Genomic DNA, 25185 nt, shown 5'->3' with positions numbered 1-25185 from the left:
GATACATGGCTTGCGTTGTCTTACGCCTCCGCTGCGCCGGCATGACGGTCGAGCCAGCCGACGATGTCGCGCAGCACGTCGTCCCGCTCCGGCTCGTTCATGATTTCGTGGTGCAGTCCGGGCAGCAGGCGTACGTCTTTATCCGGCGAAGCGACGCGGCGCCCGAAGTCGAGCGACGGTTCGGGCGCGATAATTTCGTCCGCGCCGCCGTGCAGCAGGAGCAGCGGCAGCGAGATCGCCTCGGCTTCGGCGAGAGCCGCCGCTTGCGCGCGGAGCAGCTCGTTGTAGAAGCGCACGCTCGCGACGTACACCATCAGCGGGTCGGCGGCCGTCGCGAGCAGAACGTCTTCGCTGCGCGTGACGCGCTGCTGCTTCAAGCCGCTCGGCATGCGCAGCCGGGGCAGCACGCCGTCGAGCCGCCGGCCGAGCGCTTCCTTCCACGCCGGGATCGGGAATCGCAGCCGGAAGGCCGGCGACGTCAGGACGGCGCCCGACAGCGCGCCGGCGAGCGGCGACGTCTGCAGCAGCCGCGCGGCGACGAGCCCTCCGACGCTGTGCCCGAGCAGGAAGAGCGGAAGATCCGATCGACGGCTCCGGGCGTCCTCGATCCAAGACGAGACGACGTCGACGAAGTCGTCGAACCGGTCGATATGGCCGCGCAGCCCTCCGGAACGGCCGTGTCCCGGCAAGTCGCCGGAGACGACGTCGTACCCCGCCGCGTTCAACGCCGCGGCGACGTGCGCGTAGCGCCCGCAGTGTTCGCCTTGTCCGTGGACGAGCACGACCGCCGCCTTCGCCGGCGTCTCGTTCGAAGTCGGCCAATCCTTCCGGTATCGTTCCCATGCCATAGCTATTCGCCTCCGGTACATTCTAGTTGATTCCATACTATAAGGTTTTCGTGCAAAAGAAAATGGAGAAGCGGGAAAACCTCCCGTTCATAACGGGCAGGGGAAACGCTTCTCCCTATGGTCAAATCGGCTAAAAGATAGGAAACAAGAAACCCGGAGAGCTATAAGCTCCCCGGGTTCCAATAAGGCTAACTGTTCCACCAGCGCTTCAGATCGTCCCACCAATTGCGTTCTTGCTCCTGCTGCGGCGCGTCCTGCGGCAGCGGCTCGGCGCCGTGGCCGGTGCACGATTCGGTCGGCTCGGTGCCGGCGATGAACGACTCTAACCGCGGATTCGGGCAGTCGGCCGTCGCCAGCAGCCCCGTCGCCGGGTCGATGTACACGGTCGTTACGCCCTCCGGCACCTCGAACAGCTTCGGCGGCACCGCCGACAGCGTCCGCTCCGTAAACTCCGCGAAGATCGGCGAGGCGGTGTGCGCTTCGACGGAGGTGACGGCCCGGCCCTTATCGTAGCCGACCCAGACGGCCGTCGCGAGCTCCGGCGTGAAGCCGACCATCCAAGCGTCGGTGTTCGTCGTGCCGGTCTTGCCGGCGACGGGCCGCTTGATCAAGTCGGACACCCGCCGGCCGGTGCCGCCGTCGTCGAACACGCTTTGCATCAAGTGCGTGAGAATGTACGTGTATTGCGGCGCCACGACCCGCTGCTCGCGGGGCTTCGCCTCGTACAGCACCCGGCCGTACATGTCCTCGATCCGCAAAATCGCGACCGGCTCCCGCCGGATGCCGCCGCCCGCGATCGTGGCGAACGCGGACGCCATCTCGTACGGGCTGACCGGGTACGTCCCGAGCGCGAGCGACGGCAGCGGCTCCATCTCGCTCGTGATGCCGAGGCTCTTCGCCGTCTCGATCACCCGTTCCGGCCCGACCTGCATCATCGTGTTCACCGCATAGATGTTATCGGACTTCGAGATGGCGTAACGCAAGTCTACCAGCTTATTCGGGTATTTGTTCCCGTAGTTCTGCGGCGAATACGTCTTCCGTCCTTCGTCGTAGGTGAAGACGGTCGGCTCGCTCATGAATCGGGTGACGGCCGTGAAGCCTTCCTGCTGCAGCGCCGTCAGGTACAGAATCGGCTTGAACGACGATCCGGGCTGACGCGTCTCCGCGAACGCGCGGTTGTATTGGTTCTCCTCGTAATTCCGGCCGCCGACCATCGCCTGAATATGCCCGTTGCGCGGGTCGATCGAGACGAGCGCGGCTTGCAGCTCTTCGTGCGGTTCCAAATATTTCGCGACCGCCGCTTCCGCGTTCTCCTGCGCGTGCAGGTCGAGCGTCGTAAAGATCCGAAGTCCCCCGGAGTCGTACAGCCGCTCGTCGATGCCGAGCTTGCCGACGGCGACGCTGCGGACATAGTCCCGGAAGTAGGGGGCTTTGGAGGATTCCTTGTCCGTCAGGGGCAGGAGGTTCAGCTCTTCCGCATACACCGCCGCCGCTTCCGCGTCCGTAATGACGCCTTGCTTGGCCATGGTCGTCAGCACGAGTTTCTGCCGCTCGCGCGACCGCTCGTAATCCATGTGCGGCGAGTAGTACTTCCAGCTCTTCATGACCCCGGCGAGCATCGAGCTTTCGGCGAGGGTCAGCTCGGACGCGCGCTTGCCGAAATACAAATTCGACGCGGCTTCGATGCCGTACGCGCCGTGTCCGAAGTAGATCTGATTCAAATACATCGCGAGGATCTCGTCTTTCGTATACGCCATCTCGAGCTGCAGCGCGTACATCGCTTCCTTGATCTTCCGCGACCACGTCTTCTCGTGGGTGAGGAACAAGTTGCGCGCGAGCTGCTGCGTCAGCGTGCTGGCGCCTTGGCTGTTCGCGTCGAGCGAACGGATGTTCACCCAGATCGCGCGGGCGAGCCCCCTTGGGTCGATGCCGAAATGGCGGTAAAACCGCTTATCCTCGATGGCGAGCGTCGCCTTAAGCATATTGGGCGAGATGCTGGAGAGGTCGACGATGTGCCGATTCTGCCCGTCGTGGAACGAATCGATGAGCGAGCCGTGAACGTCGAGCAGCTCGGTCGACTGCGAGAACGACAACGGCGGCATCGGTTGCACCCGCAAGTAGAGCAGCAGTCCCGCGAACAGGACGGACGCCAAGACGATCATAGCGATCGAAAATACGATAAGCCGCTTCGCGGCCCGCAGAAATCGAAGCGGAGCGGGCTCGCGGTGCGCCGCGAGGCGCGGCGGTTGATGCAACGGTTCGTCCATGGGAATCGCTCCTTCGCCAAACTGGCACTTCTTAAGGAAAATGATACCTCTCTCTCCATTATGGGTGGAAACGTTATGGGCTATACTTTGGTTGCATTTTTAGGTAAGTTCTCTATAATACAACTTGTTGCGGTTTCGCGCGGAAGAACTTGGAACCTTACGGATATGGACGAAGAGAGGGATTTAACCATGGATTTATGGTATACGGAGAAGCAAACCGACAATTTCGGCATCACGATGAAGGTGACGAAAACATACGAAAACGAGCAGACGGACTTCCAGCATCTGACGATGATCGAGACGGAAGAATGGGGCACGATGCTCACCCTCGACGGCATGGTCATGACGAGCGTGCGCGACGAGTTCGTCTACCATGAGATGGTGGCGCATCCGGCGCTCGTGACGCACCCGAATCCGGAGCACGTGCTCGTGGTCGGCGGCGGCGACGGAGGGGTCATCCGCGAAGTGATGAAGCACCCGAAGGTGAAGAAGGCCGTGCTCGTCGACATCGACGGCAAAGTCATCGAATATTCGAAGAAGTACCTCCCGACGATCGCGGGCGAGCTCGACAACCCGCGCGTCGAAGTGATCGTCGGCGACGGCTACATGCATATCGCCAAGCACAAGAACGCGTATGACGTCATCATGGTCGATTCGACGGAGCCGGTCGGCCCGGCGGTCGAGCTGTTCTCCAAGGGCTTCTACCAAGGCATCTACGAAGCGCTCAAGGAAGACGGCATCTTCGTCGCCCAGACGGACAACCCTTGGTTCAAGGCGGACCTCATTCAGACGGTCAATCGCGACGTGAAGGAAATCTTCCCGATCGTGCGCGTCTACGGCGCCAACATCCCGACGTATCCGAGCGGTCTCTGGACGTTCACGATGGGCAGCAAGAAACACGATCCGCTGGCGGTCGAAGCGGCGTCCATTCCGGAATTCGAGACGAAGTATTACACGCCTCGCCTGCACGCGGCGGCGTTCGTTCTGCCGAAATTCGTGGAGGATTTGGTGAAATGAAAATCGATCAAGCGTATTCGGGCAACGTCTTCATCCTAAGCTCCGAGGAGTACGAGAAGTCGCAAGCCGTCATTTACGGCATGCCGATGGACTATACGGTCAGCTTCCGTCCGGGCTCCCGCTTCGGACCGGCGGCGATCCGCCGTTCCTCGATCGGCCTCGAGGAATATAGCCCTTACTTGGACAAGCACCTGGAGGAAATTACGTACTTCGACGCGGGCGACCTGCTGCTGCCGTTCGGCAACGCGGCGAAGAGTCTCGATCTGATCGGCGAGTACGTGCGGCGGCTGCTGGACGACGGCAAGGTGCCGGTCGGACTCGGCGGCGAGCATCTGGTGTCGTGGCCGGTCATTCGCGAAGTGTTCGCGAAATATCCGGACCTGCACCTGATCCACATCGACGCGCACGCGGACCTGCGGGAGCAGTACGAGGGCGAGCCGCTGTCGCATTCGACGCCGATCCGCAAGGCCGCCGAGCTGATCGGCGGCAAGCGCGTGTATCAGTTCGGCATTCGCTCGGGCATGCGCGAGGAATTCGCGTGGGGCCGCGAGAACGTCAACTTCTTCCCGTTCGACGTGCTGGAGCCGCTGCAGAAGGTGCTGCCGCAGCTCGAAGGCAAGCCGGTGTACGTCACGATCGACATCGACGTGCTCGATCCGTCGGCGGCGCCGGGCACGGGCACGGCGGAAGCGGGCGGCATTACGTCGAAGGAGCTGCTCGGCGCGGTGCACGCGATCGCGAAGAGCGGCGCGAACGTCGTCGGCTTCGACCTCGTCGAGGTCGCGCCGATATACGATCCTACGGAGCAGACGCCTATCGTGGCCGCGAAGCTCATTCGCGAGATGCTGCTCGGGTTCTTGAAATAAGATGACGGCCCCCTCGGGAATGCGAGGCGGGCCGTTTTTTTCTTGGGCGCAAGACTTAGGTCCGGCCGCGCGCTCGACCCGGAACTATGGTTCGGGAAAGGTCGAACGCGCCATAATGAGAACGGAGGTGAACGTTCGTTGGAAGCGTTGGCTTGGCTGGAACGGGTTTTCGAACAATACGGATACCTCGTCCTGTTGATCGGACTGCCGATCGACTTCATCGCGCTGCCGCTGCCGCCGGGGCAGACGACGCTCGCGTATACGGGGTACTTACTATACAAAGAGGCGCTGTCGCCGGTCGCAGCCGTCGCTGCGGCGTTCCTGGGCGCGTCCATCGGCGTGACGGCGACGTATACGATCGGCTATCAAGCGGGGGCGCGCCTGCTCGAGAAGTTCGGCAGGCGGCTGATGATCCGCCCGGACGTGCTTGAGAAGTCGAGAGGGTATTACGAGCGGTACGGCAACCGGTTTCTGTTCGCGAGCTTCTTCATCCCGGGGGTGCGCCAATTCGCGGGGTACGCGGTCGGCATGCTGCGGGTGCCGTTCCGCACGTTCGCGGTCTACGCCTATGGGGGCGCCGCGTGCTGGACGGGGGCGTTCATCGCGATCGGGTACGCGTTCGGCGAGCAGTGGGAGGCCGCGTTCCTGTTGGTCGAGCGGTACTTGCTCTTCGTCTGCATCGCGGTCGGCGTCGTCGCGGCGGCGTATGTCGCATGGGTTCTCTATAAGAAGCGAAGGAAGGCGGAGTAACCCGGTATTACCGCGTAACACTCGAAGCCCCTTAGCCGAGGAACAGCTGCCGGAACTGGCTTGGGGTCATGCCTTCCTGCTGCTTGAACAGCTTGATGAAATAGCTCGTATGACCATAGCCGACGCGGCGTCCGACCTCCGCCACGGCGAGCGAGAAGTCGGCGAGGAGCAGCTCCTTCGCGCGGCGCAGCCGATGCTTCGTCACGTACTCGAACGGACGCATGCCGAACGAACGCCGGAACAGCGCGCAGGCGTACTGCGGCGTCACGCCGAGCGTTCCGGCGAGGTCGTCCAGCGACAAGTCGTCCGCGTACCGCTCTTCGATCAACCGCAGCATCGGAGCGATGTTCTGCAGGTGCTGCTGCCGCGATCCGCCGGCTTTGAACGAGCTCCGTTTGGCCAGGTCGAGCAGCAGCCGGTACAGCAGGGCGGAGCCTTCGTAGCCCCGGAGCGGATCGCTCCCGGACATGACCTCCGCGGCGCGGTCCAGCTGATCGAGCAGCGACTCGGGCTCCGACACGGTATAGACGCCCGATTCCTTCAGCCTTAGGCGCTCCAACATCTCGGGTACGACGCTGCCGTGGAACGTCACCCACACCACGCTCCAAGGCTCCTGCACCGCGTAATAGCGATGAGGGACGCCCGCATACAGCAGCATGCCTTGCCCCTCGCCGACGTCGGCGGCCGTGCCGCCGAGCTCGAGCCGCCCTTGCCCCCTCAAGCACTGAATCCATTGGAACGAGAAAAATCCGTCCGGCCGGTCCGTCCGCTCCTGATTGATCCATCCGCCCGCGCTCGTGAGATACATAGGCAGCTGCAGCTCGAGTTCGGTCAGCACCGGGAAGAAGTTTCGGTCTCTCATCGTCCACCCGCCTCGGTAAAGTTTCATATCGTTATATTATCAAGAACAGCGGCGGATGGATAGAAAGCGGAAACGCTTGAAGACGCGTCCGGGCGCCCGGTTGCAAAGGAGAAGAACGTTAGAGTACACTGAAAATCATGAATGAGCACAAGCGGAACGTCCGCGTCCGGCTGACCACCGTGAACGACGGACGGAAATCGATCGTCGACACCGACGGCGCAGCGTACTTGCGGGGCGGTCATACGTATATTCGATATCAAGAGACGTCCGCGGACCTCGCCGGCGTCACGACGACGGTGAAGCTCGAGGAGGGCGGCGTCTCGGTCATTCGCCAAGGCGCCGTGCGCGCGGAGCAGCGGTTCGTCCCGAACGGCATCGCCGTCGGCTATTACGAGACCGCGCACGGGTCGTTCCCGCTCGAGACGAAGACGGGAGCCATCTCCGTTCGCTTCGAGGGCGGCGTCGGCGTCGCGTCGTGGTCGTACGAACTATGGGTCGGTGGCGCGGAAGCGGGACGGTTTCAAGTGAACTTGGACGTGCAGGAGGCGGAAGAAGCAGGATGAACGCATTGGAGCAGCAAAAACAGAAGGTGACCGACGCGCTGCGGCAGGCGGCGGTGAAGGCGGGGCTCGTTCCCGAAGGGGAAGTGCCCGTCATAACGCTCGAGGTGCCGAAGGAGAAGGCGCACGGCGACCTCGCGACGAACTTCGCGATGCAAATGACGAAGGCGGCGAAGAAGCCGCCGCGGGCGATCGCCGAAGCGCTCTTGACGGCGTTGGACGGCAAGGCGGCCGGCGTGGAGCGCGCCGAGATCGCGGGTCCCGGCTTCATTAACTTGTTCATGGACAAGTCGTACCTGCGCGAGATCGTCGTCCAGGCGGTAAGCCAGGGGGACGATTACGGCCGCACGAACTTCGGCAAAGGCGCGAAGGTGCAGGTCGAGTTCGTCAGCGCCAACCCGACCGGCAGCCTGCATCTCGGGCACGCGCGCGGCGCGGCGGTAGGCGATGCGCTGTGCAACGTGCTGGACTTCGCCGGCTACCGCGTCGAGCGGGAATATTACATTAACGACGCGGGCAATCAGATCGCGAACCTCGCGTATTCGATCGAAGCGCGCTATAAGCAGGCGCTCGGGCAAGACGCGGCGATGCCGGAAGACGGCTACCACGGCGAAGACATCGTCGCCTTCGGGCGCGAGCTGGCCGAGTCGAAGGGCGACGCGCTGCTGTCGCTGCCGGACGGCGAACGGTTCGCCTTCTTCCGGCAGTACGGGCTCGAGCGCGAGCTGGACAAGATCAAGCGGGACCTCGAGCGGTTCCGCGTCCGCTTCGACCACTGGTTCAGCGAGACGTCGATCTATACCGACGGGCTCATCGAGCCGACGCTGGCGAAGCTGCGCGAGAACGGCCACGTGTTCGAACACGAAGGCGCCGTCTGGCTGCGCACGACGCCGTTCGGCGACGACAAGGATCGCGTGCTGATCAAGAACGACGGCTCGTACACGTACTTGCTGCCGGACATCGCGTACCACCTGAACAAGTACAGCCGCGGCTACGACCGCATGATCAACATCTGGGGCGCCGATCACCACGGTTACGTGCCGCGCATGAAGGCCGCGATGGAAGCGCTCGGCGAGGACCCTGCGAAGCTGACGGTGCTCATCGCGCAGATGGTAAGCTTGTACCAAGGCGGCGAGAAGGTCAAGATGTCCAAGCGGACCGGCAAGGCGGTCACGATGGAAGACTTGATGGACGAAGTCGGCGTGGACGCGACCCGATACTTCTTCGCGATGCGCAGCACCGATTCGCATCTCGACTTCGATATGGATCTGGCCGTGTCGCAATCGAACGAGAACCCGGTGTTTTATGTACAATACGCGCATGCCCGAATTTGCAGCGTGTTCCGCCAAGCCGAGGAGAAGGGCATCGCCGTGCCGACGACGGCCGAAGGCGTCGACCTGTCGCCGCTCGCGTCGGAAGCGGCATACGATCTGCTGCGGAAAATCGGCGAATTGCCGGCCGAGGTCGCCGAAGCGGCCGAGTCGCTCGCGCCGCATCGCGTCGTCCGTTACGTCTTCGAGCTGGCCTCTCAGTTCCACAGCTATTATAAGGCGGAGCGTGTGCTGACCGAGGACGAGTCGGAGACGAGAGCGAAGCTGGCGTTGTTCCTCGCGCTGAAGCACGCCTTCGTCAATGCCCTGCGCCTCATCGGCGTACATGCCCCCGACCGGATGTAAGACGCCGGCCGGGAGCGAGCCTTATCCTTTCAAGTGCCGGAAGGCGCGCACCGCATCGAGGCGGCCCGGATACCGGGTCGCTTTTTTCGGCAGCTTGAGCGGCACCTGCGCCGCGGCGATGAGCCGCTTCGCCTGCGTCGGCGTCAGTCCCGGACGCGCGGCCATCGCCAGCGCGAGCACCCCGGTCACGTGCGCCGTCGCCATGGACGTGCCGTTCATCTCGTGGTAGCGTCCCTTCGGCCACGTCGACATCACCTTCTCGCCGGGGGCGAACACGTCGATCCGCTTGCCTCGGTTGCTGAACGGGGCGATGGCGCCCTTCGCGTCGACCGCGCCGACGCTGATCGTCTGCGGGAAGCGCGCGGGATAATCGATGAAGCCGCGGCGTCCGTCGTTGCCCGACGAGGCGACGATGATGACGCCCGACCGCTTCGCGTTGCGGACCGCCTCCAGCATCGATTCGCTCCGCTGCTTCATGCCGAAGCTCATGTTGATGATGTGCACGCCTTGGTGGACGCACCAATCGATGCCCTTGATAATGTCGGAGACGTACGCCGAGCCTTCATGGTCGAACGCCTTCACCGGCAGCAGCACGGCGTGAGGGGCGATGCCCGTCATCGCGAAGCGGCCGGCGGCCGCGATCGTGCCGGCGATATGGGTGCCGTGCCCGTTGTCGTCGTACGGCAGCGTGCGCGGGTGAACTAGGTTGATGCCGCGGGACAGCGCCGGCTGCAAATCCGGATGGTTGTAGTCGACGCCGGTATCGATGACGCCGATCTTCACGCGGTCGCCTCGCGAATGCTTCCACACGGCGGGGACGCGTACGGTCCGGATGCCGGACGGGACGAAAGGGCGCTTGATGCGGCCCGGCGGGACGGGCGAGCCGGCCCCGTGCGCCGGCAGGGCGTGCACGGAGACGGCGACATCGTCTTCGATCGTAACGAGGCCGGCGAATTTCCGCAGGAAGGCGGGGTTCAAGGCGCCGTTGTACGAGAACGCGTGGATGAGCGGCAGCGGACGGACGGACGCGAGCCGCCGGAAGACGCCCTTGGTTTCCTGGATCGTCTTTGCGATGCGATGATAATCGGCGGCGTTCGCCACGCGGAGAATGTGGCGGCCGGATTCCCTCCTCTTCGGGCGGGTTAGCGCCTGATGGAGCATTTTCACAAAGGCAACGGCTTCCATGAACGACCCCCCAACATAATGTAGCTTCAATCCGTTAGTTGCCAACAGGGAATGGAATGTCACATTGTATGTGGTTGATGGGACGTAGGGATGAGCGTTCGCCGTTTTTTCAAGAAATGGGCATGAATACGTAGCGCTCTGCGTCGCGCGTCATACAATATAGGGAGAGTTGAGAAACTCCCGATTCCCGAACGCCGGCGCCCCGCTCGTGCGCCGGCGAAGCGGATACAGTCAAGGCGAAGGGAGCCCCCCTTCGCCTCCGCTTTTTTCCAGGGGGTCAGTTGCTTTTTTCTAAAAAATAGGTTTTACTAAGATGTGAAAATGGAAAGGGTAGCAGTATACATATTCTCGCGCGTCCGATGCGTCTCGTCGGCCGGAGAACCGAAAGGGTTGTGCATACCGTGAGCGAGTACAAGCTGAAGTTTACGCCCGATCAAGCGAAGGAAATTCCGATGGTCGACGTGGCGTTTGAAATCTTAAAGGCGGCCAATACGCCGTATTATTACCGGGACTTAATGCGGGAGATCGCGAAGTTCAAGGGGCTCTCCGAGGAAGAAGCGAAGGAAGTCATCGCGCAGGTGTACACGGAGATCAACATCGACGGGCGCTTCGCGTGCGTCGGGCAGAATCTGTGGGGCCTGAAGCGTTGGTATCCGGTCGAGAAGGGCGACGAAGCCGTCACGGGCGGCGCCAAGCGTCCGCGCATTATCAACGACGAAGACGATGACGACGACGATCTGTACACGGAGGAAGAAGAGGAAACCTACGACGGCGATCGCGAGGAAGTCGAAGATTTCGACGCGCTGGACGAGGATCGCGACGAGTTCCTGGAGGAAGAAGAGGAAGAAGTCGACGAGGAGCTGGACGACGAGGACGCGGAGGATGACGCCGACCTCGACGAGGACGCGGAAGCCGAGGAGGCCGACGAAGAAGTCGACGACTTCGAGGACGACTTGGAGGACGACGACGAGAAGTAAGCGAAGCGCCGTTATCTTGCGGGGAGCATGTATTGACATGCTCCTTCCGGCAAGGTAAACTATCTTTTGGGCTTCAGCCGGATATAGGTAATAATGATAAAGTGCCCCGCACCCGCGGTGTCACTTTTTCTTTGTTTATTCGCATAATTTTCGTAAATTTCGCCTCGATAGAGGTTGCGTCCTAGGAGGAATCACGTCATGACGAAGTATATTTTCGTAACCGGAGGTGTCGTATCGTCTCTCGGGAAGGGCATCACCGCAGCGTCGCTCGGCCGTCTGTTGAAGAACCGGGGACTCAAGGTCACGATTCAGAAGTTCGATCCGTACATTAACGTCGACCCGGGCACGATGAGCCCGTACCAGCACGGCGAAGTATTCGTGACGGACGACGGCGCGGAGACCGACCTCGATCTCGGCCACTACGAGCGCTTTATCGACATCAACCTGAGCAAGAACAATAACGTCACCACGGGCAAGATCTATTCCTCCGTCATTACGAAAGAACGGCGCGGCGAATATTTGGGCGGCACCGTACAAGTCATTCCTCATATCACGAACGAGATCAAGGAGCGCATCCTTCGCGCCGGCCGGGAGACGCAGCCGGACGTCGTCATCACGGAGATCGGCGGCACCGTCGGCGACATCGAGAGCTTGCCGTTCCTCGAGGCGATTCGTCAGATGAAGAACGACATCGGCCGCCAGAACGTCATGTACATACACGTGACGTTGATCCCGTACCTGAAGGCGGCGGGCGAAGTGAAGACGAAGCCGACGCAGCACAGCGTCAAGGAGCTGCGCAGCATCGGCATCCAGCCGCAGGTCATCGTCTGCCGAACCGAGCATCCGCTCGCCGACGACATGAAGCGGAAGATCGCGCAGTTCTGCGACGTCGATTCCGACGCGGTCGTCGAGTGCATCGACGCCGAGACGCTTTACGAAGTGCCGCTTATGCTGCAAGCGCAGCGCCTCGACGATATCGTCCTGCGCCATCTCGGATTGGACGTGCCTCCGGCCGACATGACCGAATGGCAGGACCTCGTGCGCCGCGTGAAGTCGCTCACGCACCGGACGGAGATCGCCATCGTCGGCAAATACGTCGCGCTGCACGACGCGTACCTCAGCATCGTGGAAGCGCTCGGCCATGCGGGCATCGACGCGAACACGGAAGTGAACATCCGCTGGGTGAACGCCGAGGAAGTGTACGATCATAACGTAGCGGAGCTTCTCGCCGGCGTGCACGGCATTCTCGTGCCGGGCGGCTTCGGCGACCGCGGCATCGAAGGCAAGATCGCGGCGATCCGCTACGCGCGGGAGCAGCGCATCCCGTTCTTCGGCATCTGCCTCGGCATGCAAGTGGCCGTCATCGAATACGCGCGCAACGTGCTCGGTCTTCGGGGCGCGAACTCCTCGGAGATTCACGCGGCGACGCCGTACCCGGTCATCGACCTGCTGCCGGAGCAAAAGGATATCGAAAATCTCGGCGGCACGATGCGCCTGGGCTTGTACCCGTGCAAGCTCGACGAATCGTCGCTCGCGGCGCGCTGCTACAACGACGAACTCGTATACGAGCGTCACCGCCATCGGTACGAGTTCAACAACGCGTACCGGGACCGCATGGAAGCGGCGGGCCTCCGCTTCTCCGGCACGTCGCCGGACGGCCGCCTCATCGAGATCGTCGAGCTGCCGGATCACCCGTGGTTCCTCGCGGTGCAATTCCATCCGGAATTCACGTCGAGACCGAATCGTCCGCAGCCGTTGTTCCGCGAGTTCGTCAGCGCGGCGCTCCGCCTGCAACAATAAATAAAATGTAGAAAAAGGTTGCCTTCTAGCGGATTTTGTCGCTTGATGGCGACCTTTTTTCCATCTCTGCAAATTGTATGCTTTCCTATGGTTTTTTTTGAAAAAAAGAGAAGGAATACGTGCGCGGGACGCGAACTATATTGTTTAACAGTCGGACCGTCAGCCCTTTGTCAAGGGTTTGGCGACGGGAGGAGAAGCCATCATGCATAATAATAAGGTACTCATCGTGGACGATCAGAATGGCATCCGGGTGCTGCTGACCGAAGTATTCAGCAGCGAGGGTTACAAGACGTATCAGGCTTCCAACGGCAAGCTCGCTTTGGACATCGTAAGGAACGATAAGCCGGATCTCGTGCTCTTGGACATGAAGATCCCGGGCATGGACGGACTGGAAATTTTAAAGCATATCAAGAAGATCGACGCGAGCATCAAGGTCATCATGATGACGGCGTACGGCGAGCTCGATATGATCAAGGAAGCGACGGAATCGGGGGCGCTCATGCACTTCACGAAGCCGTTCGATATCGACGAGCTTCGCTCGGCGGTCAACGACCAGCTGCGCGGCGGATCGTCTTACTCCCGCATGGCGGTGGAGTCGTAAGAATATTCGCAGTGATTTCCGTCAATACCATTCGCGGCGCGATTGTGTTATAATTTGCTTCGGGTCGCGTCCGGCGGACAAGTATCGCGTGCGTTTTCGGGCACGGCCTTCGAATAGGAGATACATACTAGGGAGGTTATACTTGTGCCGCTTGTTTCAATGAACGAATTCTTACCGAAGGCGAAAGCTAACAAGTTCGCCGTCGGCCAATTCAACATGAACAACCTGGAGTTTGCGAAAGCCATTACGGAAGCCGCCATGGCGGAGAAATCCCCGTTTATTTTCGGCGTTAGCGAAGGCGCGTTGAAATACATGGGCATCGAGTACACGGTCGCGATCGCGGAAGCCGCGGCGAAGCAATCGGGTCTGCCGATCGCGCTTCACCTTGACCACGGCAGCACGTTCGAAGTCGCGATGAAGTGTATCCGCGCGGGCTTCTCTTCCGTCATGTTCGACGGCTCTCACCATTCGTTCGAAGACAACATTCGCCTGACGAAGGAAGTCGTGAAAGCGGCTCGCGCGATGGGCGTGTCCGTCGAGGGCGAGCTCGGCACGATCGGCGGCGTGGAAGACGACATCAGCGTCGACGAAGCGGATGCCGCGCTGGCGAAGCCGGAAGAAGCGATTCGATTCTACGAAGAGACGGGCGTCGATTGCGTCGCGATCGCGGTCGGTACGGCGCACGGCATGTATAAGGGCGAAGTCAAGATCCGCTACGACATCATCGAAGAAGTGGCGAAGGCGATTCCGGTTCCGGTCGTGCTTCACGGCGGTTCGGGCGTACCGGACGAAGCGATTCGCTTGTCGATCGCGGCCGGCGTAGGCAAGATCAACGTCAACACGGAAAACCAAGTCGCATGCACCGAAGCGATCCGCGAAGTGCTGAATAAGGACGCGAAGGTATACGATCCGCGCAAATACCTCACTCCGGCGAAGAACGCGATGGTCGAGGTCGTCAGATCGAAGATTCAATTGTTCGGCAGCAGCAACCAGGCGTAAGGGCAACAATACAGCGTCAGGCGAAGCGGGGAAATTCATTCGACGGACATTCCGGCGCCGAGTGGTTTCCCTGTCTCTTTTTTTCTAACCGGAAAACCTTGCCGACCGTGGGAGAGGCGGGGTTTTCATTTCGAGCAGGGGGAACAGTTACGAATGACGGATAAGCTCATGATCGCCGGCGGCCGGCCGCTGCGCGGAACGGTTACGATAAGCGGCGCGAAGAACAGCGCGGTGGCTCTAATCCCCGCGGCGCTTCTCGCCGAGACGACCGTCGTCTTGGACAATCTGCCCGATATTAGCGACGTCGCCATCTACGCCGAATTGCTCGAGGAACTGGGCGCCAAGGTGCGCTACGCGGACGGCCAGATGACGATCGACCCGAGCGGGCTGCGCTCGAAGCCGCTTCCGAACGGGAACGTAAAGAAGCTTCGAGCTTCCTATTACTTGATGGGAGCATTGTTAGGCCGATTCGGCGAAGCGCTGATCGGCATGCCGGGCGGCTGCAACTTCGAGCCTCGCCCGATCGACCAACATATCAAAGGGTTCGAAGCGCTCGGCGCCACCGTCGAGAACGAACACGGCTCCATTCATATCACCTCCAAATCCTTGCAAGGCGCGAAAATTTACCTCGACGTCGCCAGCGTCGGGGCCACGATCAATATTATGCTAGCTTCCGCTCGCGCGAGCGGAGTCACGATTATCGAAAACGCGGCAAAAGAGCCTGAAATCATAGATGTAGCAACGTTGTTAAGCTCCATGGGGGCGAAGATCAAAGGCGCGGGCACGGAGACGATTCGCATCCAAGGCGTGAAGGAGATGCACGGCTGCCGCCATTCGATCATTCCGGATCGGATTCAGGCCGGCACGTACATGATCGCCGCGGCGGCGACGTCCGGCGACGTGTTGGTCGACAACGTCATACCGAAGCATATGGAGGCGCTCACGGCGAAGCTGCAAGAGATGGGCGCGCACGTCTACGAGATGGACGAAGCGATCCGCGTCGTCGGGCAGCCGGAGTATGCGCACATCGACGTGAAGGCTCTCGTGTACCCGGGCTTCGCGACGGACCTGCAGTCGCCGATGACGAGCCTGCTCACCCGCGGCAACGGCGTCAGCATTTTGACGGACTACGTCTATAGCAGTCGATTCAAGCATGTGCCGGAGCTGCAGCGCATGGGCGCGAACATTCGCGTCGAAGGCCGATCGGCCATCATTCAGAAGAGCGTGCTGAACGGCGCCAAGGTGCGGGCGACCGACCTGCGCGCAGGCGCAGCGTTGTTCATCGCGGGCTTGATGGTCCCGAACGGCGGCGTGACGGAAATTACCGGGTACGAATACATTCGACGCGGGTACGACCTGCTGACCGACAACTTGTCGCGCCTCGGCGCGGAAGTGTGGCTGGAGCGCGAATAGAACCGCGCGTTCTCGTCTATAACTGGAACGATAGGGTTTCGAACGAACGCTATTTTTATAAGAAATGTGGTGGTCATACGATATGGATCTCACTTTAGCCGACTTGGAAGCGCTGAAGTTGACGGAGCTGTACAAGCTTGCGAAATCGTATCAGATTCCCTATTACGGACAGATGAAGAAGAAAGAATTGGTCTTCTCGATCCTTAGGGCGCAAGCGGAAAAATCCGGACTTATGTTTATGCAAGGCGTACTGGAAATTTTGCCAGAGGGCTTCGGGTTCCTCAGGCCGATCAATTACTTGCCGAGCTCGGAGGATATCTACATCTCGGCTTCGCAAATTCGCAAGTTCGACCTGCGATCGGGCGACTTGGTTTCCGGCAAATGCCGGCCTCCCAAAGAGAGCGAACGCTACTTCGGCTTGCTGCACGTGACTGCGGTCAACGGAGAAGACCCGGAGACGGCGTCCGAACGATTGCATTTCCCCGCGCTTACCCCATTGTATCCGCAGGAGAAAATCGTCTTAGAAACCGCCCCTAACGAAATTTCCACCCGCTTGATGGATTTGTTCACGCCGGTCGGCCTCGGCCAACGGGGCTTGATCGTCGCTCCGCCGAAAGCCGGCAAGACGCTGCTGCTGAAGAAAATCGCGAACAGCATCTCGAAGAACTACCCGGACATCAAGCTGTTCATCTTGCTCATCGACGAGCGTCCGGAGGAAGTGACCGACATGCAGCGGTCCGTCGACGCGGAGGTCGTATCCTCGACGTTCGACGAAGTGCCGGAAAATCATATCAAGGTGGCGGAGCTCGTGCTCGAGCGGGCGCTGCGTCTCGTCGAGCATAAGAAGGACGTCGTTATTTTGCTCGACAGCATCACGCGGCTCGCGCGCGCGTACAACCTCGTCATTCCGCCGTCCGGGCGCACGCTCTCCGGCGGCGTCGATCCGGCCGCGTTCCATCGGCCGAAGCGGTTCTTCGGCGCGGCGCGCAACGTGGAGGAAGGCGGCAGCTTGACGATTCTCGCGACGGCGCTCGTAGAGACGGGCTCGCGAATGGACGACGTCATCTACGAGGAATTCAAGGGAACGGGCAACATGGAGCTGCATCTGGACCGTAAGCTCGCCGAACGTCGCGTGTTCCCGGCGATCGATATTCGCCGATCGGGAACGCGGCGCGAGGAAGTGCTGCTGACGAAGGAAGAGCTCGAGAAGGTGTGGGCGATCCGCAAGTCGATGCAGGATTCTCACGAATATACCGAGGCGCTGCTGAAGAAGCTGGCGGATACGAAGACGAACGAAGAGTTCTTGAAGACGATCGAGACGAAGCGGGGCTCCTCCGCGGGCGGAACGACCGGCTCGTCCGGCGGCTCGTCCGCTTCGTCCTCCGGAACCCGCTCGGCCGGAGTCCGCAAGACGAGCTCGGCCGTCGGCACGCAGCCTAGGACGTAACGACATCTTGCAAGATACGAAGAAGGTGAAAGTTCCATGCAATTGGTTTATGCGGATGCGGAAGGCAACGTATACGATCACCCCGATTACGTCGCGCTCGGGCGCGGCGGAGACGCGATCACGGACATTCTGGAGGAGGAGCTGATTCCCCTTCCCGAAGGAGCGACGCTCGTGTCGCTGCCCGGCACGCGCCCCGTCGCCGCGGATCGCGAGACGGGCGAGATGGTGCGGCTGGACGAGGGCGACGTCTTCGCGGTCGGCGCCTTGCTGCCGCAAGGATTTACCCGGCTTCTGTTGCCCGGGTACGTGAAGCGGCCGGGCGCGGAGCCGCTGCCGCTGTTCGGATACTCGGCCGTCGTCTGGAAGGACGGCGCGTTCTACGTCGCGGCGCGGCAATCGGACGATCCGGAGCGGTGGAATCCGAAAAACTGCGACGTGGATGTGTTGGAAGCGGGCGTGAAGCGGCTGACAGAAGCGTATCCGGACAATCGCTTGTTCCAGCACTTGTCCCACTGCGCGCTCGGATACGAATGCCTGACGGCGTCGAACACGTTCCTGCAGCGGTGGGAAGGGGCCGTGCCGGTCTCGTTCTCCTGCAACGCGGGCTGCTTCGGCTGCATCTCGGAGCAGCCGGACGACAGCGGCTTCCCGGCGCCGCAAACGCGCCTGAAGTTCAAGCCGACCGTGGACGAAGTCGTCGAAATCATGCTCGAACATCTGCGAACGCCGGAGAGCATCATCTCCTTCGGCCAAGGCTGCGAGGGCGAACCCGCCACGCAGGCGCCGACGATCATCGAGGCGATCAAGCGCGTTCGAGCGAAGACGAGCCTCGGCTACATCAACATCAATACGAACGCGGGACTCAGCGACCATATTCGCGGCATCGTGGACGCGGGGCTCGATCTGATGCGCGTAAGCACGATCAGCGCGCTGGACGAGCATTATAACGCGTACTATAAACCGCGCGGGTATACGCTGAAGAACGTCGAGAAGTCGCTCGTCTATGCGGAGAGCAAGGGCGTCTACACGTCGATCAATTATTTGATCTTCCCGGGCGTAACCGACCGCGAAGAAGAGCTCGAAGCGATGATCGAATTCGCCCGCCGGACGAAGCTGAAGCTGATTCAGCTGCGCAACCTGAACATCGACCCGGAGAGCTACCTCGCGATCATTCCGAAGCCGCAAGGCGAGCTGCTCGGCATGAAGCAAGCGATCGAAATTTTGGAGGCCGAGCTGCCCGACGTGAAGATCGGCTCGTACACGCACGTTCCACTTCGGACTTGACAAGGGGGATTTTGTCTTGTTGCAAACGGTGCGGGCGCGTGATATAATCACATCTGCTATGAATTTTACTCTGGATCGACCACAGATTCAGGGCGGAAAGAGGGGACTCCCACATGAAAACTGCGATCCAACCGAAATATAATGTGACGACGGTAACGTGCGCTTGCGGCAACTCGTTCGAGACGGGCTCGGTGAAGCCGAACCTTCGCGTCGAAATTTGCTCCAACTGCCACCCGTTCTTCACTGGTAAGCAGAAGTTCTTGGATGTCGGCGGCCGCGTCGACAAGTTCAAGAAGAAATACGGCATCTAATCATTACCAAGCATATAAGGGCGCCTCGGCCGGGTACGATAACGGCAGGAGGTGCCTTTTTCTTATGAAGAGCGATCGGGGAACGAAGCGGAGCATCCCCCTAACGATGTTATTGCTGTCCGCGCTGCTGCTCGTCGGCGGCTGCGGAAGCGAACCGAATCATATGGACGCGAATCATTACGCGGAAGACGGATATCTCGGGATGAGCAATTCGAATCCGAATTTTCGGACGAACCCGTCCCATCATAACTACACGAAGGATCGCCAGTTGATGCGGCAGGCGCTGCGAGAGATGGATCTCGATAAGCGGTCGTCGATCCTCATGAGCGGCACGGACGTGACGGTGACGATCCGCATGGATAACCTGACGCCGGCGGAAGCGGCCGCGATTCGGTCGGATGCTTACTTGCTGCTGAAGGGCAATGCGCCGCGGTACGACTACCATATCCGATTCGAGTGACCGCGCGTATGGGAATGGTTGGACTCGTCTTGCTATTTCCTATCGAGATGGAGTATACTTAAGTTCGGTCGGGGCCCTGGCAATGGGTGCCTACGAACCCGGTCAGGTCCGGAAGGAAGCAGCCGTAAGTAGGATGTCTCATGTGCCGGGGTCCCCGGCCTCTTCTATTGTTCACAAAGCATACGCCTCATCCGCTTGCGGGAAGCCGCCGCCGGACGAGGCGTTTTTTCTTGCCCTTGGAAGGAAATGGCGCCGCCCGAAGCGAAACATATCCATATCCGGCAACTGGGAAGGCGGTGTGCGGCATGCTTGAACCATATTGGTGGACGGTACATAAGACGAATCGAAAGGATGAACTGACGGATATCTTCGACGGATTGTTTTTGGTCCTCGACGGCGCCGGCTGCATCTGTTACGCGCAATCGGACCTGGCGTCGGCGCTCGGCCTGCGCACCGAGGAATTGATCGGCCGACCGTTCGCCGAGCTTGCCGTAGACGCTTCTTCGTTCGAGGAGGTGCTGGAGAGGGCGATCGGTTCGCCTCGCCCGACGCTGGCGCTGCGCGCGCCCGGCGTTGCCGCGCTGACTACCGAGTACAGCGCGTTCCGGATCGAAGGGGCGGAGCGGGTCCGCTACATCTTGTCGCTGCATCGATTGAACGGGGACGTCCGGCTGAATATGCTGCAGCGATTCGCCGGCGCCTTCATGAAGGACGTCAACTTAGGCGTGCTGTTAATGAATCCGGAGTTCGAGCTGGTGGAGATCAGCGACACCGCCTGCCGCATTCTCGGCGTGAAGCGCGAGGCGGCGATCGGTCGGTCGATGGACGACGTGTTCGAGGGCGTACCGGTGCAGCATCGCCTCGTGCAGCGGACGCTGCTCGACGGCATGGTCGTGAAAAACCACGCCGTCTCCTGGACGAACGATCGAGAGCGCTTCGAGCTGATCATGGACACGAGCTTGTTGAAGGATGCCGAGGGGCGGGTCGCGGGCGCTTACGTCATTTTCAAAGACGTCTCGAACTTACGCTCGCTCGAGCAGCAAGTGCAGCGCAGCGATCGGTTGGCCATGATCGGACAGATCGCGGCGGGCACGGCGCATGAAATACGGAACCCGTTGACGTCGATCAAGGGTTTCCTACAAGTCTTGAAGAAGTCGCTCGGGGAACGCGGCATGACCAAGGAGTTCGGCTACGCGGAACTGATGCTCAGCGAGATCGATCGCATCAACGATCTGGTCAGCGAGTTCTTGCTGCTGAGCAAGCCGAAGGACACGACGTTCTCGTCGATCGACGCGGCGGCCGTCATTCGGGAAATTCTGCCGATCATCAACAACGAAGCGATTCTTCACGGCGTGACGGTCGAGTACCGGGCGGAGCTCGATCCGCCGCCGATCGTGGCGGACCGCGAATTGCTGAAGCAAGTGTTCATTAATTTGAGCAAGAACGGGATCGAGGCGATGGCCGCCGAGGGCGGCACGCTGACGATCACGGAGAAGACGGACCGAATCCAGCAGCGGTTTAACGTGTACGTCCAGGATACGGGGCCTGGCATCCCGCCGTTCTTGATCGATAAAATATTCGATCCGTTCTTCACGACGAAAGAAGAAGGCACCGGCCTCGGGCTGGCGGTGTGCCAACGTATCGTGCACGACATGGGCGGGACGCTCCGGGTATCTTCGAAGGGCTACGGCACGATCTTCGTCGTATCGATCCCTTACACGAAGCCGTAAAGGAGGTCTCGTCCTTCTCGACCTGTTACGTTCTTCGCCGAACTGGTATAATAAGAAGGATCATGAGGAGCACTGCCGTAACGGGCGGGAGCGACCGAGGAAGTCAGAGGGGAAGCGTATGGCGCGCATGGCGTTGTACCGCGCATGGCGGTCACAGACGTTCGAGGACGTTATCGGACAACAGCATATTACGCAGACGCTTCAGAATTCGATCCGCGAAGGCCGGCTGTCGCACGCTTATTTGTTTAACGGGCCGCGAGGCACCGGCAAGACGAGTACGGCGAAGATTTTGGCGAAGGCCGTCAATTGCGAGCGCGGCCCGTCGGCGGAGCCTTGCAACGAATGCGACGCTTGCCGCCGGATTACGTCGGGCGCTTGCATCGACGTCAGCGAATTCGACGCCGCGTCGAACCGAGGCGTCGAGGAAATCCGCGACATTCGGGACAAGGTGAAGTACGCGCCGACCGAAGTGCGATACAAGGTGTACATCATCGACGAGGTGCACATGCTCACGACGGAGGCCTTCAATGCGCTGCTGAAGACGTTGGAGGAGCCTCCGGAGCATGTCCTGTTCATTCTAGCGACGACCGAGCCGCATAAGGTGCCGGCGACGATTCATTCGCGCTGCCAGCGGTTCGACTTCCGGCGCATTACGCCGGTCGAGCAGGCGGCTCGGATGCGCCGCATCTGCGAGGCCGAGTCGATCGACGCCGACGAAGAAGCGCTGGCGTTGATCGCGCGTCTGTCGGACGGCGGCATGCGCGACGCGCTCAGTCTGCTCGATCAAGCGACGTCGTACGCAGGGGGACGCGTGACGGCGGACGGCGTGCTCGCGATGACCGGCGGCGTCGCCGGCGAGCAATACGGCGCCTTGGCCGAAGCGGTGCTGAAGCAGGACGTCGGCTTCGTGCTCGATTTCGTCGACAAGCTGATGCGGGACGGGAAGAGCGCGGACAAGTGTCTGGAGGGCTTCCTGTCGTTCTTGCGGGATCTGCTCCTGGTCAAGCTCGTGCCCGGCTCCAATGCGGTGACCGACCGGCTGGCGCCCGCGGAACGGGATCGGCTCTCCGCCGTGGCGGGGGCGTTCGCGAACGATCGTCTCTTCCAGATGATCGACATCGTGAACGGGTATCTCGGCGAGATGAAATACGCCGCGATGCCGCAGACGATGCTGGAGGTCGCGCTGCTGAAGCTGTGCGTCCCGGGGGCGGGGGATTCCGCCGCGGCGGCTTCGACTTCGGCGGCGTCCGCCGGAAGCGGCGTGGCGGCGGCCGCTACGAGCGGCGCCGACGTGAGCGGCTTGTCGGCGGAGCTGCGGCGGCTCGCGGCGCGAGTCGAGCGGCTCGAGTCGCGACCGGCCGCGCCGGCGGAGAGCGCCGGCGGCGCGACGGCGTCCGCCGCGCCCGCGAAGGCGCCGCCGCCGCCGCCGAAGCCGATGAAGACGCCCGCGGCGCTGCAGCCGTTCCTGGCTTCTCGCGATTCCGAGCCGTATCGGCTCGCGATGCGGGATTGGCAGACCGTGCTGCAGCGGGTCAAGGAGCGGAAGATCACGGTTCACGCCTGGCTCGTGGACGGCGAGCCGGTGTCGGCGACGGAAGACGTCGTCCTGGTGGCGTTCAAGAACACGTTCCACCGGGACACGACCGAGAAGCCGGCGAACAAGGAGCTGATCGAGAGCGCGATGGCCGAGGTGTTCGGGCGGCCGGTTCGATTGGCGACGATGCTGCTGAAGGATTGGAAGGCGGCGGAGGAGACGGCGGCCGGCACGGCCGCTGCCGCGGAGGTGCTGGAGCTGACGCCGGACGACGGCGGGTCGGAACCGGCCGACGGCAAGAAGTATAGGGAAGACTGGATCAACGAGGCGATCGACGTCTTCGGCGAAAACCTCGTCGTAGTGAAAGAGTAGGACCCTTTTCGGACAAAATCAATTCCATTCTTACGTGTGAGGTGCTGGTACGGATGATGCGGGGCGGAAATCGCGGCGGCATGGGCGGCGGCGGCAATATGAATCAAATGTTGAAGCAAGTGAAGAAGATGCAGGAGCAGATGTTGAAAGCGCAGGAAGAGCTCGCGACCAAGACGGTCGAAGGCACGGCCGGAGGCGGCGTCGTATCGGTCGTCGTCAACGGGCAGAAGAGCGTATTGTCCGTCACGATCAAGCCGGAGGCGGTCGATCCGGAAGATGTGGAGATGCTGCAGGACCTCGTGATGACGGCCGTGAACGACGCGTTGACGAAAGCCGAAGAGCTGGCGAACCAAGACATGGGCAAATTCACGGGCGGTATGAACATCCCGGGATTGTTCTAAGGAGACGTTCTTTTTGTTCTACCCGGAACCGATAGCGAAATTGATTGATTCCTTCAGCAGACTTCCCGGGGTCGGTCCGAAGACCGCGGCCCGGTTGGCGTTCTACGTGCTTCGAATGAAGGAAGAGGACGTCATGAACTTCGCCAAGGCGTTGGTGAACGTGAAGCGGAATCTGTTGTACTGCTCCGTGTGCTGCAATATTACGGATACGGATCCGTGCCGCGTGTGCTCCGATAAGCAGCGGGACCGCTCGGTCATCTGCGTCGTGCAGGAACCGCGGGATTTGGTCGCGATGGAGCGAACGAAGGAATATCACGGCATGTACCACGTGCTGCAAGGCGCGATCTCTCCGATGGAGGGCATCGGGCCGGACGATATCCGGGTGGCGGATCTGCTTCGGCGATTGGCCGACGACGAGGTGCAGGAGTTGATCCTGGCCACGAACCCGAACATCGAGGGCGAAGCGACCGCGATGTACTTGTCCCGGCTCGTGAAGCCGTTCCAGATCAAGGTGACGCGCATCGCGCACGGTTTGCCGGTCGGCGGGGATCTGGAGTATGCGGACGAGGTCACGTTGTCGAAGGCGCTGGAAGGAAGAAGAGAGTTAAGTTAAGTCGATGGGAACGCGTCGGGCCGGGTACGGTCGGATCGCGGATGACCCGGGGCGAATGTGCCTCGGGTCTTTTCTTGTTTATCGGGACAGGGTCTAGGCTTGTGGGACAGGTTGCTGTTCTATTTCAAGGAGCTCGTACTTATATCTATATAGAGCCCGGTTACATCGGGTATCTGCGAGATATCGGGGGACGGGATATGCAAGCGAAGTGGAAGCGATGGACGGAGCAAGTCAGAAACCTGGGAACACAGATGAAGCCGGCGAAAAAGGGAAAACCCGACGTGTTCGGGCCTGCGGGCAACGAACATGACGCGCTGTTACGGGAGCTTCGGATCGCGCATCGCGAATGGGCGTGCGCGCAGCATCGACTCGACCATGTGCTCGGGGACGACGAAGTCGATTACGCGATCTTCGCGCTCGAGACGGCGGAGAAGCGGTACGGCATGCTGCTGAAGCAGGCGAAGGCGATGAAGGCGTCCGGGTTCGGCGTATACGCGCAATCGACGAATACGACCCGCGCTCGGGAGAGCGGGCGCACATTGGAGGGGTGAAGAGGACATGCTGACTTCGATTTGGTTATGGGTGTTCGTCGGGTCGATCTTAGGTCTTGCGTTCCTAACGCTGCGTCGACGCATCGGCTTTCGTTGGCTCGGGGTCGTCGCTCTGAACATCGCGATCGCCGGCATCTTGCTGTATTTCCTCGGTCTCGCCGAGCCGTATACGCATTTCCATCTGCCGATCAACATGGTGACCGTAACGACGGTCGCGGCGCTTGGGGTGCCGGGTTTGGCGGCGTTAGTCGGGTTGAAATTTTTAGTGGTCGTTTAAAATAAAAAGGGTGTTGACTTCGAGAATTGGGCTGTGATATATTATTGCTTGTCGTCGTGAGAACGATGACGCCGAAATGCGAAGCGGCAACGGTGGGAAACTTTACCGGTTGCAATGAGAGTTTCGGGTGTGGTAAATTAATAGTCCGGCCTTGAGCCGACAGCTTGTTCCTTGAAAACTGAACAACGAGCGCATACGCGCTGTGAGCTTCGGCTCATAGCAAAGTTTTGAAAGCTAGCTTGTAATGAGCGCAGCATATTGAACTACCCTTTTTGGAGAGTTTGATCCTGGCTCAGGACGAACGCTGGCGGCGTGCCTAATACATGCAAGTCGAGCGGAGTTGTTCCTTCGGGGACAGCTTAGCGGCGGACGGGTGAGTAACAC

The 25185-nt window shown here is 60.9% G+C and carries 24 protein-coding genes, 1 rRNA gene and 1 other RNA gene; 22 read left to right on the top strand and 4 right to left on the bottom strand.

Annotation, left to right across the window (positions count from 1 at the left end; translation table 11 throughout):
- Positions 1 to 20 precede the first annotated feature (20 nt).
- Entirely contained in the window at positions 21 to 848 is an 828-nt protein-coding gene (locus RIN49_RS22775) for an alpha/beta hydrolase (RefSeq protein ID WP_309122445.1), read from the bottom strand.
- A gap of 188 nt (positions 849 to 1036) precedes the next feature.
- Positions 1037 to 3115: a transglycosylase domain-containing protein gene (locus RIN49_RS22770; RefSeq protein WP_309122444.1), complete on the bottom strand. Its 2079-nt coding sequence runs from the start codon at positions 3113 to 3115 to the stop codon at positions 1037 to 1039.
- A gap of 189 nt (positions 3116 to 3304) precedes the next feature.
- Here RIN49_RS22770 and speE point away from each other — a divergent pair, with 189 nt between their 5' ends.
- From speE to RIN49_RS22755, 3 genes are all read left to right on the top strand, one after another.
- Entirely contained in the window at positions 3305 to 4132 is an 828-nt protein-coding gene (gene speE, locus RIN49_RS22765) for a polyamine aminopropyltransferase (protein WP_309122443.1), read from the top strand.
- Entirely contained in the window at positions 4129 to 4998 is an 870-nt protein-coding gene (speB, locus tag RIN49_RS22760; protein ID WP_309122442.1) for an agmatinase, read from the top strand. Before speE ends, speB begins: the two co-directional genes overlap by 4 nt.
- A 138-nt stretch (positions 4999 to 5136) precedes the next feature.
- Positions 5137 to 5748 (top strand): DedA family protein, encoded by a 612-nt coding sequence (locus RIN49_RS22755; RefSeq protein WP_309122441.1) that lies wholly within the window; start codon positions 5137 to 5139, stop codon positions 5746 to 5748.
- Positions 5749 to 5779: 31 nt separating this feature from the next.
- On the opposite strand, the gene RIN49_RS22750 is transcribed toward RIN49_RS22755, so the two are convergent.
- On the bottom strand, positions 5780 to 6610 hold the full coding sequence (locus RIN49_RS22750; protein ID WP_309122440.1) for an AraC family transcriptional regulator: 831 nt from the start codon (positions 6608 to 6610) through the stop codon (positions 5780 to 5782).
- 137 nt (positions 6611 to 6747) lie between these two features.
- On the opposite strand from RIN49_RS22750, the gene RIN49_RS22745 reads away from it, so the two are divergent.
- Together RIN49_RS22745 and argS are read left to right on the top strand one after the other, a co-directional pair.
- On the top strand, positions 6748 to 7173 hold the full coding sequence (locus tag RIN49_RS22745) for a YwiB family protein (protein WP_309122439.1): 426 nt from the start codon (positions 6748 to 6750) through the stop codon (positions 7171 to 7173).
- Positions 7170 to 8846 carry an arginine--tRNA ligase gene (gene argS, locus RIN49_RS22740; RefSeq protein ID WP_309122438.1) on the top strand — a complete coding sequence of 559 codons (1677 nt, stop codon included), beginning with the start codon at positions 7170 to 7172 and terminating at the stop codon, positions 8844 to 8846. The genes RIN49_RS22745 and argS overlap by 4 nt, the downstream gene beginning before the upstream one ends.
- A 21-nt stretch (positions 8847 to 8867) precedes the next feature.
- Here the strand turns inward: argS and RIN49_RS22735 are convergent, their stop codons facing one another.
- Positions 8868 to 10031, bottom strand: coding sequence for a S8 family peptidase (locus tag RIN49_RS22735; RefSeq protein ID WP_309122437.1), 1164 nt, complete (start codon positions 10029 to 10031; stop codon positions 8868 to 8870).
- Positions 10032 to 10483: 452 nt separating this feature from the next.
- Here RIN49_RS22735 and rpoE point away from each other — a divergent pair, with 452 nt between their 5' ends.
- The 17 genes from rpoE to RIN49_RS22650 all read left to right on the top strand — a co-directional run.
- Positions 10484 to 11008 (top strand): DNA-directed RNA polymerase subunit delta, encoded by a 525-nt coding sequence (gene rpoE / locus RIN49_RS22730; RefSeq protein WP_309122497.1) that lies wholly within the window; start codon positions 10484 to 10486, stop codon positions 11006 to 11008.
- Positions 11009 to 11206: 198 nt separating this feature from the next.
- Positions 11207 to 12808 (top strand): CTP synthase, encoded by a 1602-nt coding sequence (locus RIN49_RS22725; RefSeq protein WP_309122436.1) that lies wholly within the window; start codon positions 11207 to 11209, stop codon positions 12806 to 12808.
- Between the two features lie 202 nt (positions 12809 to 13010).
- The gene (locus tag RIN49_RS22720) at positions 13011 to 13409 is read left to right on the top strand and encodes a response regulator (RefSeq protein WP_138196806.1); all 399 of its coding nucleotides are present in this window, start codon (positions 13011 to 13013) and stop codon (positions 13407 to 13409) included.
- Positions 13410 to 13553: 144 nt separating this feature from the next.
- Positions 13554 to 14408 (top strand): class II fructose-1,6-bisphosphate aldolase, encoded by an 855-nt coding sequence (gene fba / locus RIN49_RS22715; protein ID WP_138196805.1) that lies wholly within the window; start codon positions 13554 to 13556, stop codon positions 14406 to 14408.
- A gap of 153 nt (positions 14409 to 14561) precedes the next feature.
- A complete protein-coding gene (locus tag RIN49_RS22710; RefSeq protein ID WP_309122435.1) occupies positions 14562 to 15821 on the top strand; it encodes a UDP-N-acetylglucosamine 1-carboxyvinyltransferase in 1260 nt (419 codons plus the stop codon).
- A gap of 82 nt (positions 15822 to 15903) precedes the next feature.
- Positions 15904 to 17268 (top strand): transcription termination factor Rho, encoded by a 1365-nt coding sequence (gene rho, locus RIN49_RS22705; RefSeq protein ID WP_309122434.1) that lies wholly within the window; start codon positions 15904 to 15906, stop codon positions 17266 to 17268.
- A 36-nt stretch (positions 17269 to 17304) separates the two neighbouring features.
- Entirely contained in the window at positions 17305 to 18552 is a 1248-nt protein-coding gene (locus RIN49_RS22700; RefSeq protein WP_309122433.1) for a radical SAM family protein, read from the top strand.
- A gap of 113 nt (positions 18553 to 18665) precedes the next feature.
- Complete coding sequence (rpmE, locus tag RIN49_RS22695) at positions 18666 to 18863, top strand: 50S ribosomal protein L31 (protein ID WP_138196801.1); 198 nt, start codon at positions 18666 to 18668, stop codon at positions 18861 to 18863.
- A gap of 64 nt (positions 18864 to 18927) precedes the next feature.
- A complete protein-coding gene (locus RIN49_RS22690) occupies positions 18928 to 19323 on the top strand; it encodes a hypothetical protein (protein ID WP_309122432.1) in 396 nt (131 codons plus the stop codon).
- A gap of 66 nt (positions 19324 to 19389) precedes the next feature.
- Positions 19390 to 19486, top strand: an RNA gene (ffs, locus tag RIN49_RS22685) — signal recognition particle sRNA small type.
- 142 nt (positions 19487 to 19628) lie between these two features.
- The gene (locus RIN49_RS22680; RefSeq protein WP_309122431.1) at positions 19629 to 21053 is read left to right on the top strand and encodes an ATP-binding protein; all 1425 of its coding nucleotides are present in this window, start codon (positions 19629 to 19631) and stop codon (positions 21051 to 21053) included.
- A 118-nt stretch (positions 21054 to 21171) separates the two neighbouring features.
- Complete coding sequence (gene dnaX / locus RIN49_RS22675) at positions 21172 to 22959, top strand: DNA polymerase III subunit gamma/tau (protein ID WP_309122430.1); 1788 nt, start codon at positions 21172 to 21174, stop codon at positions 22957 to 22959.
- 80 nt (positions 22960 to 23039) lie between these two features.
- On the top strand, positions 23040 to 23360 hold the full coding sequence (locus RIN49_RS22670; protein ID WP_309122496.1) for a YbaB/EbfC family nucleoid-associated protein: 321 nt from the start codon (positions 23040 to 23042) through the stop codon (positions 23358 to 23360).
- 13 nt (positions 23361 to 23373) lie between these two features.
- Positions 23374 to 23973, top strand: coding sequence for a recombination mediator RecR (recR, locus tag RIN49_RS22665; protein ID WP_309122429.1), 600 nt, complete (start codon positions 23374 to 23376; stop codon positions 23971 to 23973).
- 197 nt (positions 23974 to 24170) lie between these two features.
- The gene (locus RIN49_RS22660) at positions 24171 to 24524 is read left to right on the top strand and encodes a DUF2508 family protein (RefSeq protein ID WP_309122428.1); all 354 of its coding nucleotides are present in this window, start codon (positions 24171 to 24173) and stop codon (positions 24522 to 24524) included.
- A 7-nt stretch (positions 24525 to 24531) separates the two neighbouring features.
- Complete coding sequence (locus RIN49_RS22655; RefSeq protein WP_309122427.1) at positions 24532 to 24801, top strand: pro-sigmaK processing inhibitor BofA family protein; 270 nt, start codon at positions 24532 to 24534, stop codon at positions 24799 to 24801.
- A gap of 269 nt (positions 24802 to 25070) precedes the next feature.
- Positions 25071 to 25185: ribosomal RNA gene (locus tag RIN49_RS22650) — 16S ribosomal RNA — on the top strand; the annotation flags it as partial.

Source organism: Paenibacillus sp. (assembly GCF_031177825.1).
Taxonomy (GTDB): Bacteria; Bacillota; Bacilli; order Paenibacillales; family YIM-B00363; genus Paenibacillus_AE.
The sequence above is the reverse complement of the archived record's forward strand: the minus strand, read 5'-3'. Positions and strand labels throughout refer to the sequence as shown.

Coding starts and splice junctions, on each gene's coding strand:
- RIN49_RS22775 (WP_309122445.1), bottom strand. CDS start 848: ATGGCATGGGAACGATACCGGAAGGATTGGCCGACTTCGAACGAGACG.
- RIN49_RS22690 (WP_309122432.1), top strand. CDS start 18,928: ATGAAGAGCGATCGGGGAACGAAGCGGAGCATCCCCCTAACGATGTTA.
- dnaX (WP_309122430.1), top strand. CDS start 21,172: ATGGCGCGCATGGCGTTGTACCGCGCATGGCGGTCACAGACGTTCGAG.
- RIN49_RS22700 (WP_309122433.1), top strand. CDS start 17,305: ATGCAATTGGTTTATGCGGATGCGGAAGGCAACGTATACGATCACCCC.
- RIN49_RS22745 (WP_309122439.1), top strand. CDS start 6,748: ATGAATGAGCACAAGCGGAACGTCCGCGTCCGGCTGACCACCGTGAAC.
- RIN49_RS22670 (WP_309122496.1), top strand. CDS start 23,040: ATGGGCGGCGGCGGCAATATGAATCAAATGTTGAAGCAAGTGAAGAAG.
- speE (WP_309122443.1), top strand. CDS start 3,305: ATGGATTTATGGTATACGGAGAAGCAAACCGACAATTTCGGCATCACG.
- rpoE (WP_309122497.1), top strand. CDS start 10,484: ATGGTCGACGTGGCGTTTGAAATCTTAAAGGCGGCCAATACGCCGTAT.
- rpmE (WP_138196801.1), top strand. CDS start 18,666: ATGAAAACTGCGATCCAACCGAAATATAATGTGACGACGGTAACGTGC.
- RIN49_RS22750 (WP_309122440.1), bottom strand. CDS start 6,610: ATGAGAGACCGAAACTTCTTCCCGGTGCTGACCGAACTCGAGCTGCAG.
- RIN49_RS22710 (WP_309122435.1), top strand. CDS start 14,562: ATGACGGATAAGCTCATGATCGCCGGCGGCCGGCCGCTGCGCGGAACG.
- RIN49_RS22735 (WP_309122437.1), bottom strand. CDS start 10,031: ATGGAAGCCGTTGCCTTTGTGAAAATGCTCCATCAGGCGCTAACCCGC.
- RIN49_RS22680 (WP_309122431.1), top strand. CDS start 19,629: ATGCTTGAACCATATTGGTGGACGGTACATAAGACGAATCGAAAGGAT.
- argS (WP_309122438.1), top strand. CDS start 7,170: ATGAACGCATTGGAGCAGCAAAAACAGAAGGTGACCGACGCGCTGCGG.
- speB (WP_309122442.1), top strand. CDS start 4,129: ATGAAAATCGATCAAGCGTATTCGGGCAACGTCTTCATCCTAAGCTCC.
- RIN49_RS22770 (WP_309122444.1), bottom strand. CDS start 3,115: ATGGACGAACCGTTGCATCAACCGCCGCGCCTCGCGGCGCACCGCGAG.
- rho (WP_309122434.1), top strand. CDS start 15,904: ATGGATCTCACTTTAGCCGACTTGGAAGCGCTGAAGTTGACGGAGCTG.
- RIN49_RS22660 (WP_309122428.1), top strand. CDS start 24,171: ATGCAAGCGAAGTGGAAGCGATGGACGGAGCAAGTCAGAAACCTGGGA.
- RIN49_RS22720 (WP_138196806.1), top strand. CDS start 13,011: ATGCATAATAATAAGGTACTCATCGTGGACGATCAGAATGGCATCCGG.
- RIN49_RS22655 (WP_309122427.1), top strand. CDS start 24,532: ATGCTGACTTCGATTTGGTTATGGGTGTTCGTCGGGTCGATCTTAGGT.
- RIN49_RS22725 (WP_309122436.1), top strand. CDS start 11,207: ATGACGAAGTATATTTTCGTAACCGGAGGTGTCGTATCGTCTCTCGGG.